At 63.9% G+C, this 14,459-nt stretch carries 14 protein-coding genes; 10 read left to right on the top strand and 4 right to left on the bottom strand.

Features of this window, described 5'->3' with window-relative positions; translation table 11 throughout:
* The first annotated feature begins 1 nt into the window (after position 1).
* The 7 genes from B015_RS0109875 (at position 2) to B015_RS0109845 (ending at position 6,789) form a co-directional block, all read left to right on the top strand.
* Positions 2–748 (top strand): GntR family transcriptional regulator, encoded by a 747-nt coding sequence (locus B015_RS0109875; protein ID WP_018427525.1) that lies wholly within the window; start codon positions 2–4, stop codon positions 746–748.
* 69 nt (positions 749–817) lie between these two features.
* Positions 818–1,504: an N-acetylmannosamine-6-phosphate 2-epimerase gene (locus B015_RS33810; RefSeq protein ID WP_026227098.1), complete on the top strand. Its 687-nt coding sequence runs from the start codon at positions 818–820 to the stop codon at positions 1,502–1,504.
* 5 nt (positions 1,505–1,509) lie between these two features.
* Positions 1,510–2,358, top strand: a complete 849-nt coding sequence (locus tag B015_RS33805; RefSeq protein ID WP_026227097.1) for an ROK family protein — start codon at positions 1,510–1,512, stop codon at positions 2,356–2,358.
* Positions 2,359–2,377: 19 nt separating this feature from the next.
* Positions 2,378–3,706 carry a sugar ABC transporter substrate-binding protein gene (locus tag B015_RS0109860; protein ID WP_018427524.1) on the top strand — a complete coding sequence of 443 codons (1,329 nt, stop codon included), beginning with the start codon at positions 2,378–2,380 and terminating at the stop codon, positions 3,704–3,706.
* 242 nt (positions 3,707–3,948) lie between these two features.
* Entirely contained in the window at positions 3,949–4,833 is an 885-nt protein-coding gene (locus tag B015_RS0109855) for a sugar ABC transporter permease (protein ID WP_018427523.1), read from the top strand.
* Complete coding sequence (locus B015_RS0109850; RefSeq protein WP_018427522.1) at positions 4,833–5,654, top strand: carbohydrate ABC transporter permease; 822 nt, start codon at positions 4,833–4,835, stop codon at positions 5,652–5,654. The genes B015_RS0109855 and B015_RS0109850 overlap by 1 nt, the downstream gene beginning before the upstream one ends.
* Positions 5,655–5,727: 73 nt before the next feature.
* Entirely contained in the window at positions 5,728–6,789 is a 1,062-nt protein-coding gene (locus B015_RS0109845) for an ABC transporter ATP-binding protein (protein WP_018427521.1), read from the top strand.
* On the opposite strand, the gene B015_RS0109840 is transcribed toward B015_RS0109845, so the two are convergent.
* Positions 6,790–7,560, bottom strand: a complete 771-nt coding sequence (locus tag B015_RS0109840) for a slipin family protein (RefSeq protein ID WP_018427520.1) — start codon at positions 7,558–7,560, stop codon at positions 6,790–6,792. It abuts the gene before it with no gap.
* The gene (locus tag B015_RS0109835; RefSeq protein ID WP_245262310.1) at positions 7,557–8,897 is read right to left on the bottom strand and encodes a nodulation protein NfeD; all 1,341 of its coding nucleotides are present in this window, start codon (positions 8,895–8,897) and stop codon (positions 7,557–7,559) included. The genes B015_RS0109840 and B015_RS0109835 overlap by 4 nt, the downstream gene beginning before the upstream one ends.
* Positions 8,898–9,097: 200 nt before the next feature.
* On the opposite strand from B015_RS0109835, the gene B015_RS0109830 reads away from it, so the two are divergent.
* A complete protein-coding gene (locus B015_RS0109830; RefSeq protein WP_018427518.1) occupies positions 9,098–9,697 on the top strand; it encodes a hypothetical protein in 600 nt (199 codons plus the stop codon).
* A gap of 24 nt (positions 9,698–9,721) precedes the next feature.
* On the opposite strand, the gene B015_RS0109825 is transcribed toward B015_RS0109830, so the two are convergent.
* Entirely contained in the window at positions 9,722–10,210 is a 489-nt protein-coding gene (locus B015_RS0109825) for a GNAT family N-acetyltransferase (RefSeq protein WP_026227094.1), read from the bottom strand.
* Here B015_RS0109825 and B015_RS33235 point away from each other — a divergent pair.
* Both B015_RS33235 and B015_RS0109820 read left to right on the top strand, forming a co-directional pair.
* Positions 10,209–10,346, top strand: a complete 138-nt coding sequence (locus B015_RS33235) for a hypothetical protein (protein ID WP_157632706.1) — start codon at positions 10,209–10,211, stop codon at positions 10,344–10,346. The genes B015_RS0109825 and B015_RS33235 overlap by 2 nt on opposite strands.
* 196 nt (positions 10,347–10,542) lie before the next feature.
* On the top strand, positions 10,543–10,980 hold the full coding sequence (locus B015_RS0109820) for an NlpC/P60 family protein (RefSeq protein ID WP_018427516.1): 438 nt from the start codon (positions 10,543–10,545) through the stop codon (positions 10,978–10,980).
* Positions 10,981–11,087: 107 nt separating this feature from the next.
* On the opposite strand, the gene B015_RS0109815 is transcribed toward B015_RS0109820, so the two are convergent.
* Positions 11,088–14,387, bottom strand: a complete 3,300-nt coding sequence (locus B015_RS0109815; RefSeq protein WP_018427515.1) for an autotransporter domain-containing protein — start codon at positions 14,385–14,387, stop codon at positions 11,088–11,090.
* Between the last annotated feature and the right edge of the window lie 72 nt (positions 14,388–14,459).

Below are 14,459 nucleotides of genomic sequence, written 5' to 3'. Positions count from 1 at the left end.
GATGGGCGATCAGGCAATCCTCGACTTCCTCGCAAGACAGCTTTCCGGCGAAAGCGGCGAACCGCTCTACCGACGGCTGGAAGACGCCATCAAGCAGGCCATCGCGACAGCCCAGCTCAAGCGCAATGCCGTCATCCCCAGTGAGCGCACCCTGTGCGATGCGCTTGGCATCTCACGCGTCACCGTGCGCAAGGCCATCGACGGCCTTGTCTCCGACGGACTGCTCGACCGCCGCCAAGGCGCCAAGACTGTGGTGTCGTCGCGCCTGGAGAAGTCGCTGGCGACCATGACCAGCTTCTCCGAGGACATGCGCTCGCGTGGGCTGGAGCCAGGCTGCGTGTGGATTTCCCGAGAAATTTCACGCCCTTCGCCAGCAGAAATGATGGCATTGGGCATCTCCGGCAGCGAAAAGGTCGTGCGTCTGCGCCGCCTGCGCACCGCCGACGACACGCCCATCGCCATCGAGATCGCCACGCTGCCGGCACGTTTCGTGCCTGACCCGCAGGCGGTGAAGGAATCACTCTACGAATATCTCGAGGCCACAGGCGCCCTGCCGGTGCGTGCCTTGCAGCGCATGCAGGCCAAGCCCGCCACCGACGAGGAGCGCCAGCTTCTCGCCACGCCCGATGACACGTCGCTGCTGGTCATGGAACGCCGCTGCTTTCTCGCCGACGGCCAGATCGTCGAATTCACCCAGACCAAATACCGTGGCGACGTCTACGACTTCGTCATCGAATTGATGCGATAATACCAGTTCAAATCCTGTTGCAATCTGGTCTTAGACTGCTACCGTCTGGGCATCACAGGAGATGCCCGCGTGCCGCTTGACTTCAAAGCCCTCGACAATGGCCTCATCGTGTCCTGCCAGCCCGTGAAGGGTGGCGCCATGGACAAGGCCCAGATGGTCGTTGGCTTCGCGCTGGCAGCCATCGACGGCGGCGCCGCGGCTCTGCGCATCGAGTCCTCAGAGTATGTCGCAGCAGTCCGCGCCGATACAGACAAGCCGATCATAGGCCTGATCAAGCGCGACCTCGACGATACGCCCGTCCGCATTACACCCTGGCTCGAAGACGTCGACGCGCTCGCTGCTGCCGGTGCCGATGTCATCGCCTATGACGCCACCCAGCGCGTCCGCCCGGTTTCGACCAAAGCACTGATCGAGCGCATTCATTCCCACGGCTGCGCCGCAATGGCCGATTGCTCGATCATTTCAGATGCAGAGCAGGCGCTGGCCGAAGGCGCCGACGTCGTCGGCTCGACGCTTGCCGGCTACACCGGCCCGGTCGAGCCGACCGAGCCCGACTTCGCGCTGATCTCGGCAATGCGCAAGCTCACGCCCCATGTGATCGCCGAGGGCAATGTCCGCACCCCGGCCCAGGCGCAGCAGGCGCTGGCTTCGGGCGCTTCGATGGTCGTGGTCGGTTCGGCCATCACGCGGCCCGAATATGTGACCTCGTGGTTCCGCGCCGCGCTCGACGAAACCATCGCCAAGGGCGGAGCCTGATCGCCATGGCCGACACCGTTCTCGCGCTCGACATCGGCGGCACCAAGATGCTTGCGGCTCTGGTGCGCGGGGACGAGGTGGTCGAAACGCACAAGATGCCGACGCCGCGCAGCGGCGATCCAGAGGAGTGGCTGACGGCCCTGTTCGTTGCGATTTCGGGCTGGAAAGGCCGCTACGACACAGTTGGTGTCGCCGTTTCCGGCATCATCGATGACGGTTGCTGGTCACCGCTCAACCGCAAGACACTCGACATCCCCGACCGTTTCCCGCTGGTCGCGACCGTGGGCAGGCTTGCCGGCACCGATGCCGTGCTCGCCGCCAACGACGCGCAGGCCGCGGCCTGGGGCGAATTCTCCTGCGGTGCCGGCCAGGGCCAGGACCTCGTCTTCCTCACCATCTCCACCGGCATCGGCGGCGGCATCGTCGTCAACGGCCGCCTGCTCGGCGGTCTCGCTGGCCATTTCGGACTGTTGAGCAGCCTCGACGAGAACGCCGGCGTGCTCGAAGACCACGTCTCCGGCAACTGGATTGCCACACAGGCAGCACCGCACCATGCCGGCGCGACCGCGCGCGAGGTCTTCGAGGCAGCCGCCACAGGCTACGTCTGGGCACAAGACATCATCAAGGCATCGGTGGGCCAGACCGCCCTTCTTTGCCGCAACATCCAGCTCATGCTCGACCCCGCCCGCATCGTCATCGGCGGCGGCATCGGCCTGGCACCTGGATATCTCGAATCCGTCCGGCAGGCGCTGGGAAGCCTGCCGCCACGGCTCACCCCGCAGCTTCACGCCGCAGCGCTCGGAGAGAGCGCCGGCGTCGTGGGCATCGCGGATCTAGCAAAACGTCAGAACTGACCTAGAGGGAGAACACCACATGACATTTTCGACGCTCAGAAAGGGCGGCCTGATCGCGGCTGCGATCGCCAGCCTCATGGCGAGCCCCGCCTTCGCCAAGGTAACCGTGCTCGGCTGGCCGGGCGGCCCCGAGGAAACCGCACTGCGCGCTGCAGCCGACGCCTACAACGCCAAGTCTGACACCTCGGACGCTAACAAGGTTGAGCTTTTGTTCTTCAACCGCGACGGTTTCTGGGACAAGCTGCAGGCCGACCTCGCCGCCGGCTCCAAGGCCTTCGACGTCAACCTGCTCGCCACCTACTCCATCGGCCGCTATGCGCCGTTCATGGAGCCGGTCGAGCTGTCGGACGAAGCCAAGGCCGTCTATGGCGATTCCGTGCTCTCGACCATGCAGTACGAAGGCAAGCAGTTCGGCGTACCGACCGACCTGTCGCTGCACTTCATGTACTACCGCAAGGACCTGATCGAGGCACTGCTCAAGGACGACGCGGCCAAGGCCAAGTTCGCCGAAATCTCCGAGAAGCATCTCGGAAAGAAGCTCGAGCCGAAGAACCCGGACGAGTGGACCTGGGACGACTATGCGGCCACCGCACTCTACTTCACCCAGGCTGTGAACCCGGACAGCCCGACCCGCTATGGCACCGTCCTGCAGCTCAAGAACCTGCTGTTCAACATGATGGTGTTCCAGTCGCTGCCACGTTCCTATGGCGGCAACTGGATGGACGAGAGCGGTAAGGTGACGGTCAATTCCGACGCCTATCGCAAGGGCCTCGAGACCTACAAGCTGCTCTATGACGCCGGTGCCACCCCGCGCGACTCGCTGTCCTACGAGTTCGCCGAGGCCAACGCTGCCTACGCTTCGGGTCAGGTCGCGGCCATGATGCAGTGGAATGCCGCGGCCTCTGACCTGACCTCGAAGGACAAGTCGCCTGCGGTTGCCGAAGTCACCGAGACCATCGCCCCGCCGGCCGGCCCGGAAGGCCGCTTCACCCACATCCACGGCCTCGGCTTCGGCCTCAACAAGAACGCCGAGAACAAGGATGGCGCCAAGGCCTTCATCAAGTGGCTGTCGTCGAAGGAAGCAGCCCTGATCTATGCCAAGAACAGCGGTGCGCCGGCGCTCACCCCTGACGTCGTCAAGGAAGTCGCCACCGACCGTCCCGACCTGGTCAAGCTCGGCGAGTTCGCCAGCAAATACGGCTACGTCATGAACGGCGGCACCTCGGCCAAGGCGCTCTCGGTCTATGAGCTCCAGGCCAAGGAGTTCACCGGCTACTGGTCAGGCCAGCAGTCGCTCGACGACGCGCTCAAGAACACCGAAAAGGGCATGGCCGACCTGCTCAAGTAAACGTCTGGCCGGTGGCGGCTGCCGCCACCGGCCATTCCAACAGGTTCAGGATTCGGCACCTCCCCGCGCCTCCTTGTCCTTCGGGCATGTCGACGGGGCGATCCTGGCACCATTTCCCGCCCCATGCGGGTCCGAGGTGCCGAGTCCTGAACCTGTCACGCTGTGACGCCTGACGACGACTCCGCCCACGGGGTCGGCCAGCCACCATTGCTTCCATTGGAAAGCCAGCCTTAGATCGATTGATGACAACGCTTTCGCAACGCGCCCCCTCGTCCGAATTCCGTCTGCTGGCAGTGCCACTGGTGCTGTTCCTGCTCGTCTTCCTCGGCTTCCCGGCGATCGTCAACCTCGTCTATTCGGTGTCCGAGGTCAGCTTCGAGACCCTGCGCAGCCCCGAGATAACAGGCTTCGCCAATTTCGCGGCGGTCTGGAACGACACTTCGTTCTGGCAGGCGACCTGGTTCTCCTTCCGCTTCGGCCTGCTGACCGCCCTGCTCGAATGCGCGCTCGGCCTGTTCCTCGCCATCTTCCTGTCACCGCTCATCGAAAAGCGCAGCTGGCTGATGGCGATCCTGATGCTGCCGCTGATGGTGGCGCCGGCGCTCGTCGGCCTGATGTACCGCCTCGTGCTGCACGAATTCGTCGGCCCTGTACCCTATTATCTATGGACCTGGTTCGGCGCGAGCTTCTCGTTTCTTGGCCCGGCATCGGCTTTCTGGACATTGATCGTGGTCGAGACGCTGCAGTGGACCCCGTTCGCCTTCCTGCTCTTCTACATGGCCTACCAGGCCATCCCCAAGGAGATCGTCGAGGCGTCCGCCATGGATGGCGCGCGCTACCGCCACAGGCTCTGGTACATCGAGCTGCCGCTGATGGCGCCGACAATCGTGGTCGCCCTGCTCATCCGCTTCATCGACGGCTTCCGCGTCTTCGACAATGTCTACGTCCTGACCGGCAGCGGCCCGGGCGGTTCCACCGCTTCGTTGTCGATCTACATCTACGAAGCCTTCTTCAAGCAGGGTGCCATCGGCAAGGCGGTCGCGGCTTCCGTCATTCTGTTCGTGGTGTCGTTCGCCGTGCTCTACGGCCTCAACGCGCTCGCCGCCCGCCGCAAGGGAGCCCGCTGATGATCAACGCCCTCCGCTGGATCGTCTTCGCCATCGCCGCACTTGCGATGAATTTCCCGATCCTCGTCACGCTCTCGACCTCGTTCAAGAGCGCGCGCGAGCTCTCCACCAATCCCGGCCTCTGGGTCTATGCGCCGACGCTCGACAACTACGCCACCGTCTTCACCGTCTCCGACCGGCTGAACATTTTTCTCTATCTGATGAACAGCGTCGCGGTCGCAGCCCTCGGCACGCTGCTTGCCGTGGCACTTGCCCTGCCCGCGGCCTATGCAATCGCCCGCGGCAAGCTCGGCGAACGCACGCTTCTGCCGTTCATCGTCAATTTGCGCGCCGTGCCGCTCATCATCTTCGCCATCCCACTCTACATGATGTTCCAGTGGCTTTCGCTGCTCGATACGCGCCTTGGCCTCGGCCTGATCCTCACCATCGTCAACCTGCCGCTGGCGCTGGTCATCCTGGTCAACGCTATCCGCGACCTGCCGGGCGAACTGGATGAAGCGGCGCTGATGGACGGCGCGACGCGCTTCCAGATCCTGACCAAAGTCATCGCACCGCTCTGCCGTCCGGCGATCGTCACCAGCCTGATCTTCGGCTTCATCACCGCCTGGAACGAGTTCCTGTTCGGCCTGATGCTGACCACGTCCAAGGCCGTGCCGATCACCGTCGGCGCATCGTTCTTCTTCGCCGCCAGCGGCGGTGGCGTGCAGTGGGGCGTTGCCTCGGCCGTCATGATCGTCGGCGCGCTGCCGCCGATGCTGCTTGGCCTCATCATGTATCGCCAGATCAGCGGGTCGATGACGGCCGGCGCGGTCAAGGGCTGAACGCGCATCGACCCGAAAATCCCAAGACTTTCGGAACGTACGATGTGCAGCGAGAAAATGTTCGGAGGACTCTATGAGTACGATTTCGCTCCAGAAGGCCGGCAAGCGTTACGGCGGCACCGAGATCATCAGGAATCTCGACCTCGACATTTCAGACGGCGAGTTCGTCGTCATCGTCGGCCCGTCCGGCTGCGGCAAGTCCACGCTGCTGCGCATGATCGCAGGCCTTGAGGAGACCACCTCCGGCCACCTGTTCATCGACGGCCGCGACGTCACCAAGGCGCCGCCGGTCGAGCGCCAGCTCGCCATGGTGTTCCAGTCCTACGCGCTTTATCCGCATATGACCGTGCGACAGAATATGGGCTTCGGGCTCAAGCTGGCTAAACTGTCGCCGGATGCGATCAAGGCCAAGGTCGACCAGGCCGCCGACACGCTGAAGCTCACCCATCTGCTCGATCGCTACCCGCGCCAGCTCTCGGGCGGCCAGCGCCAGCGCGTCGCAATCGGCCGTGCCATCGTGCGGCAGCCCGTCGCCTTCCTGTTCGACGAACCGCTGTCCAACCTCGATGCCGCGTTGCGCGTCGACATGCGGCTGGAGATCGCCAAGCTGCACCGTGCGCTCGGCGCCACCATGATCTACGTTACCCACGACCAGGTCGAGGCGATGACGCTCGCCGACCGCATCGTCGTGCTCAAGGAGGGGCGCGTCATGCAGCACGGCAGTCCGCACGAGCTCTACGAGCGCCCCGCCAATCTGTTCGTCGCCCAGTTCATCGGCAGCCCCAAGATGAACGTGCTCGCTTGCGCGCCGTCGGGCGACGGCGAGCTCGATCTTTCCGGACAGGGTGCGCTATCCCTCGCCTTCTCCGGAGCGCCGACCCAACTCGGCGCCCGCCCCGAGCATCTGACGCTGGTCGCACCCGACAACGGCAATTGCCGCGGCACGGTCGAGGTCGCCGAATATCTCGGCGGCAACACCAGCGTTTTCGTCCGCAACGATCGGCTCGGCCTGATCAACGTCAACGCGCCCGCCGATACCAAGGTGCGCATCGGCGAAACGGTCGGCATTGCCATCGACGGCAACAGGGTGTCGCTGTTCGGCGCCGATGGCTCGGCAATCGCCCGCGCTGCCTGACTACTTGCTGCCGGAGTTGCCGCCCTGCTTGTTGAACAGAGCAAGCAGGTCGATTGGCAGCGGGAACACCACCGTCGACGAGCGCTCGCCCGAGATATCGTGCAGCGCCTCGAAATAGCGCAGTTGCATCGCCTGCGGCTCGGCTGCCAGCATGCGGCCGGCCTCGACCAGCTTCTGCGCCGCCTGCTGTTCGCCGTCGGCATTGATCACCTTGGCGCGCCGCAGCCGCTCAGCCTCGGCCTGCTTGGCTATCGCCCGCACCATGCTCTCGTTGAGATCGACATGCTTAATCTCGACATTGGTCACCTTGATACCCCAGGCGTCCGTCTGCTGGTCGAGGATTTCCTGGATGGCGGCATTGAGCTTGTCGCGCTCGGCCAGCATCTCGTCGAGTTCGTGCTTGCCGAGCACCGAACGCACCGTGGTCTGCGCCAGCTGGCTCGTGGCTGCCATGTAGTCCTCGACCCTGATGATCGCGCGCTCAGGATCGACGATGCGGAAGTAGAGCACCGCATTGACCTTCACCGAGACATTGTCGCGCGAAATCACGTCCTGCGGCGGCACGTCCTGCACCACGACGCGCAGGTCGACGCGCACGATCTGCTGGACGAACGGTATCAGCAGGATCAGACCCGGTCCCTTCACCCCGGTGAAGCGGCCCAGCGAAAAGATCACGCCGCGCTCATACTCGCGCAAGATCTTGATGGCCGCGCTCAGGAACATGATCACGGCCAGCGCGAGGAGCAGGTAGGTCACATAGCCGATGATCATGATTGTTCTCCGTTGCCTGGATCCCGGGCTGGGCTCTGGGATTGTAAGCGCCGCACCGACAGCACGAGCCCCTTGATGCCTGTGACCTCGACGCCTTCGCCCGGCACAAAGGCCTCGTCCGAGCGCGCGCGCCAACGTTCGCCCTGGGCCATCACGTGGCCCTCGCATGCCTGCCAGTCGACCACTTTCGCCGGCAGGCCCCGCATCGCCTGGGCACCAACTGGCGACGGCCTCTTGCGTACGGCAAGCAGGTAGCTGCCTGCCAGCAGCGCCAGCCCCAACGACAACGCGGCCGCCGTTCCCACCACAGCCCATGACAGGGCAAAACCCGGCGCCTCGACCCTGAGCAGCATCGCCGCTCCCAGAAGGAAGGCCGCCGCGCCGCCCAAGCCCAGCACGACCGTCGGGTTCAGCGCCTCCATGATAAGGAATGCGATGCCAAGCAGCATCAGCGCCAGCCCGGCATAGTTGATAGGCAGGAAGTTGAGGGCATAGAGCCCGAGCAGCAGGCAGATGGTGCCGACCACGCCAGGCGCCACCATGCCAGGGCTCGAAAATTCGAAGACGAGGCCATAGACGCCGACCAGCATCAGGATGATGGCAACGTTGGGATCGGTGATGACCTGAAGCAGCTGGATAAGCCAGCCCGGCCTCACCGTCTCTTCCTGGATATTCCTGGTCGCCAGCACTTCCTTGCGGCCGGCGACATCGACTATGCGGCCATCGGCAAGACGCAACAGCTCGGCCTTGTCGTGGGCGACAATCTCGATGACGTGCTGCTCAAGCGCTGCATTGGCCGTGAGAGTGGCCGCCTCGCGCACGGCCTTTTCGCCCCACTCGGCATTGCGCCCGCGCAACTCGGCAAGGCTGCGGATCAGCGCCACGGCATCATTGGTGACCTTGGCCATCATCGGATCGCCCGCCGGCTCGCCCGGGGCGGCACCCTTCTGATCCTTACTGTCGTTGTTGTTGCCGCCGCCCGGCAGCGACGGCAATCCGCCGATCTCAATTGGCGTTGCCGCGCCGATGTTGGTGCCCGGCGTCATCGCCGCCAGATGGGTTGCGTATAGGATGTAGGTGCCCGCGCTCGCCGCATGCCCACCAGCGGGGGCGACATAGCCGATGACGGGAATGGGCGAAGCCAGGATGTCGGCGATCATCTCGCGCATCGAGGTGACCAGCCCGCCGGGTGTGTTCAGCTCGAGGATGACGACTTCGGCCTTGCGTTCGGCTGCGGTCACCAGCCCCTCCTGGAGCTGCCGGGCACTGGCCGGGCCGATGGCACCGTCGATCTCGATGGTCAACGCTAACGGATTGCGGCCGCTTCCTTCGCTCATCACTGTCGAGGGAATGACGGCCACGGCGGCAAGCACTGCCGCGGCAAAAAGGGCCAAACCAGCGCGTTTCACGCTCAAAAAGCTCCTCATACGAAGATATGGGAACGATTTGGGCGAAGTCCAATATGTAGATTGCTTCGGCAAAGGCGTCCCAAGCTTTCCGCAATGTTGCCGCCAGCCTGATCCGGGATACATCCTGCATGTCCAGGATCATCGCAATTTCAGGCATTTCAGGCGCCGGCAAGACGACGCTGACACGGGCCTTGGCAACCCGCCACCATGCCAGCCACCTCAGCTGGGACGATTTCGACGGGATTTCAGTACATCCCGACGACTATCTCGATTGGTTCCAGGACGGACGCGACTACAGCGAGTGGAACTACGCCGAACTCGCCGGAATGCTTCGAGGCTTGAAGATGAGCGAGGCCAGAATTCATCCGATCACTGGCGAGCGGGTGCGGCCCACCGCGCTGGTGTTCTTCGATGCCCCGCTCGGCCGGCTCCATGGGCAAACCGCTGGCATGATCGACCTCGCAGTGCATATCGGCCTGCCCAAGGACATCGCCCTGTGCCGCCGGCTGATCCGCGACTATGACGCCGCGGAGGAGCTTTCACTTGAGGACCTAATGGACGAGTTGCGCTTCTACGCCGGCGACGGCCACGCGCTTTTCAATGATCGCGCCCTGGTCGAATCCGCCGATATCGTGATCGACGGGACGCTTCCCTTCGCCCGGCAATTGGAGACGATCGACCGCCATCTCGGCAGGCTGGGCTATCTGGACTGCGCGGGCCGCGCGTGATGCACGGCCCGCGCCGTTCGGCAGCTACCTGTTCGTGAACTTCAGCACGGCCTCGACCTCATCGTCATAGGTCTCGCCGGTCGCAACGAAGCCGAGGCGCTTGTAGAAGCCCTCCGGGCTCGCCTCGCCCAGGCCATAGCTGGTGAAGAGTTCGCCAAAGCCCCGCGCCTTCATCTCGCGGGCGACGAGCGCGATCGCCTTCTCGCCGAAGCCCATGCGCTGAAACGGCCCCGCAATCATGAAGCGCCAGAGGAACGCACCTGGGCAGTCGATGACGTCGAAGTCGGAGCCGATATGCAGCATCACGAAACCGACAGGCGTGTCGTCGGCATAGACAGCGCGGAACCAGGCATTCTCGGAAAAATGCGCCTCGGCAATCGAGGTTCCGTTGTCGGCCACCTTGTTGCGCTGGGCTTCGCTCAGTGTCTCGCTCAATTCGCAGATGTCATAGACGGTCTGCGAGGTGATGCGGCGCAACGAGACTTCGGAGGCCGAAGTTGGCTGTTCGGTCATGGCAGTTTCCAGCGTGGATTTTTCTGACCCGGCAAAGCCGGCGCGGTTCGTCTCGTCCGCCAACGATCGGGCATTCGCCCTGGTCGCTGATAGTTTTGACAACACCATTCGTCAAGCAACCAAAAATCATGCGTAGGCATCTTGCGCATTCGGCGTGAACAACTGTAAGCACTCCGCCCGCCATACACACAAACTCGTATGGTGACATAAGCCTCATAGCAATATCGCCTGCGCTTATATTAGGTTACCTGACATGGAGATCAAAATGGCGCGCATCGCAATGACTTTGATCACGACCATCACATCTCATTCTCCAACAGGACATCCATCCAGTGACAATTCCAGACCACTACATCGATAACGCCATCACCTGGGCGCTCTCCCAGCTTGGAGACGACAGCTACTGCTTCCGCTGCCTCGCCTTTGTCGAGGATGCCTATGAGCAATCCAACGCTATCGAGATGTTCGGCGGGGACTCCGCCAAGGAGTCTGCCGACGAGTACGGCGTGACCGGGACGCCTCAGGGCATTCCGCCGCGCGGCGCCTTCGTCTTCTACGACATGTCGGGCGAGTTGTTCGACGAGCACGCCAATTACGGTCATGTCGGACTGCATCTCGGCGACGGCCGCGTCGTCCACGCCTGGGACGAGGTGCGCATCGACGACATGCTGGCGGTCGAAAACCTCGAACCCGCCGAAGGCTGGACCCAGCCGCGTTACATCGGCTGGGCGCCGGTGGAGCGTATCCTCGAAGGCCACAGGGTAGACTAGACTCAGCATCCGCGGCCGTGGCCCCATGGCCGCGGATGCCTTGTTCGACGCCAGAAGCTTCTTGGTCTCACCCGGCCGGCGCAAACCGGCCGGGTGGGCCGCGGTTCTCAGAAGTTGACCGCAAGCTTGGCGTCGATGCCGTGATCAGATGCCTTGCTGCTGACCTGTCCAGTGTAGCTGATGCCGAGCTTCGTCTTCGGAGCGATGGCGAAGTCGATACCCGCGCCGAGAACGGCCGCATCCCTGGCAATCGCGGCACCGGAGATGTCGAAGTCGCCGCTGCCGTCGAAGGCGAAGGACGACGTAGGCGCGACCTCGCCGAAGGCATGGCGCCAACCCAGCGTGCCGTGGACAGTGGCCTCGGTTGCCCCAAGCGAAACGTCGGTCGAGCCGCGCACGCCGAGCGTGGTGAAGGTTACGTCGCTGCTCGATGCTGCACTCGACAGTGCCGCCGCCCCACCCGTCTCTGTGAAGGCGCTCGTGCGCAAGTTCACATAGGTCAGGTTGGAGAAGCCCTCGACCGCGAAGCGCCCCGCATCGACCTTGTAGCTCGCCTCGCCAAACACCTGCGCGGTGCCGCCGCTGTAGTTGGCGGACAATGCGTCGGTGAAGCCTCCGAAGGCGACATTGCGCTGCGTGTCGAAGCGGTGCCAGGTGTAGCCGGCCCCGACGGTCAGGCCGAACGGCCCGGCGCGGGTGCCGGCATTGACGGCGACATGGTAGTTGTCGCTGCTGCCGCTCGACCCTCCATTGGCGGTGCTGAAGGACGAGCGGCTGTAGCCGGCAATGACACCCGCGCGCCAGGCGTCGCCGACCAGTGCGTCGCCACCGACAAGCAATCCGCCGGTGCTGCGGTCGAAACCGACATTGCTGGCATCCGCCTTGCTGTCGCCCCATGAGCCGAAGGCCCGCGTCCACAAGGCGAAGCGGTCGGTGTCGGCAGGCGCGAGTTCCAGGCCGTCGTCGCCATAGGCCATGACCGGCATGCTCACCGCGGGCGCCTCGCCGAAGGCCTGGTCGATCCGGCTGGTGGCCGCGTCGAGCATGACGCCGCCGTCCTGCATCATCATGCCCTTGGCCGAGGAGTGCACCTCACCCGACAGCTGCTGGAATGCATCTTGCGCGCCGGCTTCGTCAAGATTGGCGACAGCGGTGTAGGCAGCGTTGCCGAAGCCGAGGCTTTCGAGGGCTGCTGCGGTCGCCTTCTGGTTTCCGTTTACGCCGACTTCGGCGAAAGAGATGTCGTTGCGGCTGAGCGTCAGCGTCACGTCGTTGGCGCCATAGGCCAGCGTCGGGTCGAGGAAGGCGAGGTTCGAACTGACGTCGGCGAAGGTGCCGGAGACACCGCCACCGGCGGTGACGATCTTGTAGCTCGTCTGCGGCGCGTAGTTGTTGCCTGTAGCCAGCGTCAGCACCGAGCCGCCCTTGAGAATGGCCTTGCCCGTCGCTGCGACCTTGTCGCTCTCGCCCTTGTGGTTGGCCTCGACCTCGAATTTCGAGCCGGCCTCGAAGGTGATGTCGCCCGTGACGTTGATCGTGCCGATCGAATTGCCCGGCTTCAACGTACCGCCCGAAGCGATAACCACATTGCCAAGCGTGCCCGAGCCGCCGAGTGCTGCGCCCGCTTCGACAGTGGTCAGCGCAGAGCTGGCTATCGAGCCGTTCACAGCCAGCGCGCCCGCCTTGACGATGGTGCTGCCGGTGTAGCTGTGCGTGCCGTCGAGAACGAGAGCACCAAGGCCGGCCTTGGTCAGGCTGCCGGTGCCCGAGATCTCCCTGGCAATGCCGACGACGTTGTTGGCATCGGCAATGTCGAGCGCGCCGCCGCCGGCCTCCAGCACGACATTGCGGCCGAGCACGTTCATGCCGGTGCCGACAACCTTGAGGCTGCCGCCATCGAGCCTGAGCTTTGCCTGGTCACCGCCGAGGGCCGCGTCTTCCTCGACAACAACGGTGCCGCCATCGGCGACCTTCAGTTCGCCGATGAAGCTGTGATCGTCGATGCAATAGTCTGATATCGCCTGCTGGAAGCGCGCATCGGTGCTCTTGCAGTCGAGCAGCGTCTTTTTCTCGGCATCTGTCAGGCCAGCCAGGATCGGCATGCCGTTGGCATCGGAAATCTGGCCGAGATAGACGTCGTCGCGCATGTTGTTGCGCGAGAGGACGAACTCCCTGCCCTTTTCAGCGAAGGTCGAGGCGCCCTTGCCCCAGACGACGCGTGTCTTTGCCGTGCCGTTGTCGTCGTAGGATTCGAGCTGAGGCCCGACCCAGCGCAGATTGTGCGCCACCGGCTCGTGATCCGACAGCGGCGTCTTCGAACCATCGGGATTGGTTACGTAGCTGACGTCAGTGACGACGCCGAGATAGGGATCGTTCGGGTCGTCGTTGATCTGCCACCACTTGCCGAAGGGCCGCGAGGCCAGGAAATGGTCGATCTTGACGCGGTGCCAGCTGCCCCAGGTGTTGGTCGCGTCCTCGCCATGCGACGGCCAGGTCACAGAGCCGTCGTTCAGCCCGTGCGGCGTGAACTGCTCGCGCTCGGAGGGCAGCTGCAGCAGCAGGTACTGCTTCTTCAGGATGTTCATGGTCTGCGGCAGGTTGCCGGCCACCGGATACAGCTCGTCGGCAAACAGCCCTGCAGGCACCGTCGCCGCATCGATCTGTGCTGCCGTCTTGCCCTTCCACTGGGCGATGAAGGCGTCGAGCTGCGTCTGATCCTTGGCGTATTGCTTCAGCAGCGAGAGATAAAACGCATTTGTCGGGGCCTTGGTGTAGATCTTGAGCAACCGTTCCTGCTGGCTGATCGAGTGCAGGCCGCGCTCGGACACGTCGCCGGCGTTGAAGTCGCCGGTCAGGATGACAGGCCCCGCCTGCGACTTGGCCCAGCTGTTCAGCGCCCTCGCCTGGACAATGCGGTTGGTCGATTCGTCGTAATAGTTGAGGTGCGTGGTGCCGACCACGGTCTGCGGCCGCTTTGCCGTGCCGTCGACCTTCGTGTAGGTGGCAATGGCACCTGTGGTGAAGGCACCATACGTGCCCGGCAGGCGCGAAAACACGCCGACGTCATTGTCCTGGCGCGTGCCGTAAGTGCCGAGCCCGGCGGCCTGCATCACGCCCGGCAGGTCGCGGGCGTAGGTGCTGTTGGCACGGAATTCCTGGAAGGTCAGGATGTCGTAATTGCCCTTGATGAAGAACTCGCCCGCCGTTGCCGGCGTCGGCTTGAAGCGATCGAGCCAGGTGTTGAGCGTCAGGATCCTCAGCGAATCCTCGGCCGCCTGGGCCGAAACCGCCTGAAGCGCCAGGGCAGTGCCGCACAGCAGGCCTGCAGCGATGTTGCGCGCTCTATCCTGCGGTTTGCGGGCGGTCTTGGCCGGCACGTTGGGGGTGCGGCCATCGAAGGTCGTCATCGCGAAGCTCCTATGTTTGCGATGCGACAGCAACTGTCACGAAACTGCCAGGGCAGCCGTGCGAATGACATG

Origin of the sequence: Hoeflea sp. 108, assembly GCF_000372965.1 — a bacterium.
Lineage (GTDB): Bacteria > Pseudomonadota > Alphaproteobacteria > Rhizobiales > Rhizobiaceae > Aminobacter.
The sequence above is the reverse complement of the archived record's forward strand: the minus strand, read 5'-3'. Positions and strand labels throughout refer to the sequence as shown.

What these genes read in the sequence shown, in the direction of transcription:
- B015_RS0109815 (WP_018427515.1), bottom strand. Translation starts at nt 14,387, where the DNA reads ATGACGACCTTCGATGGCCGCACCCCCAACGTGCCGGCCAAGACCGCC.
- B015_RS0109825 (WP_026227094.1), bottom strand. Translation starts at nt 10,210, where the DNA reads ATGACCGAACAGCCAACTTCGGCCTCCGAAGTCTCGTTGCGCCGCATC.
- B015_RS0109860 (WP_018427524.1), top strand. Translation starts at nt 2,378, where the DNA reads ATGACATTTTCGACGCTCAGAAAGGGCGGCCTGATCGCGGCTGCGATC.
- B015_RS33235 (WP_157632706.1), top strand. Translation starts at nt 10,209, where the DNA reads ATGGCAGTTTCCAGCGTGGATTTTTCTGACCCGGCAAAGCCGGCGCGG.
- B015_RS33805 (WP_026227097.1), top strand. Translation starts at nt 1,510, where the DNA reads ATGGCCGACACCGTTCTCGCGCTCGACATCGGCGGCACCAAGATGCTT.
- B015_RS0109845 (WP_018427521.1), top strand. Translation starts at nt 5,728, where the DNA reads ATGAGTACGATTTCGCTCCAGAAGGCCGGCAAGCGTTACGGCGGCACC.
- B015_RS0109855 (WP_018427523.1), top strand. Translation starts at nt 3,949, where the DNA reads ATGACAACGCTTTCGCAACGCGCCCCCTCGTCCGAATTCCGTCTGCTG.
- B015_RS0109840 (WP_018427520.1), bottom strand. Translation starts at nt 7,560, where the DNA reads ATGATCATCGGCTATGTGACCTACCTGCTCCTCGCGCTGGCCGTGATC.
- B015_RS0109830 (WP_018427518.1), top strand. Translation starts at nt 9,098, where the DNA reads ATGTCCAGGATCATCGCAATTTCAGGCATTTCAGGCGCCGGCAAGACG.
- B015_RS0109835 (WP_245262310.1), bottom strand. Translation starts at nt 8,897, where the DNA reads ATGAGCGAAGGAAGCGGCCGCAATCCGTTAGCGTTGACCATCGAGATC.
- B015_RS0109875 (WP_018427525.1), top strand. Translation starts at nt 2, where the DNA reads ATGGGCGATCAGGCAATCCTCGACTTCCTCGCAAGACAGCTTTCCGGC.
- B015_RS0109850 (WP_018427522.1), top strand. Translation starts at nt 4,833, where the DNA reads ATGATCAACGCCCTCCGCTGGATCGTCTTCGCCATCGCCGCACTTGCG.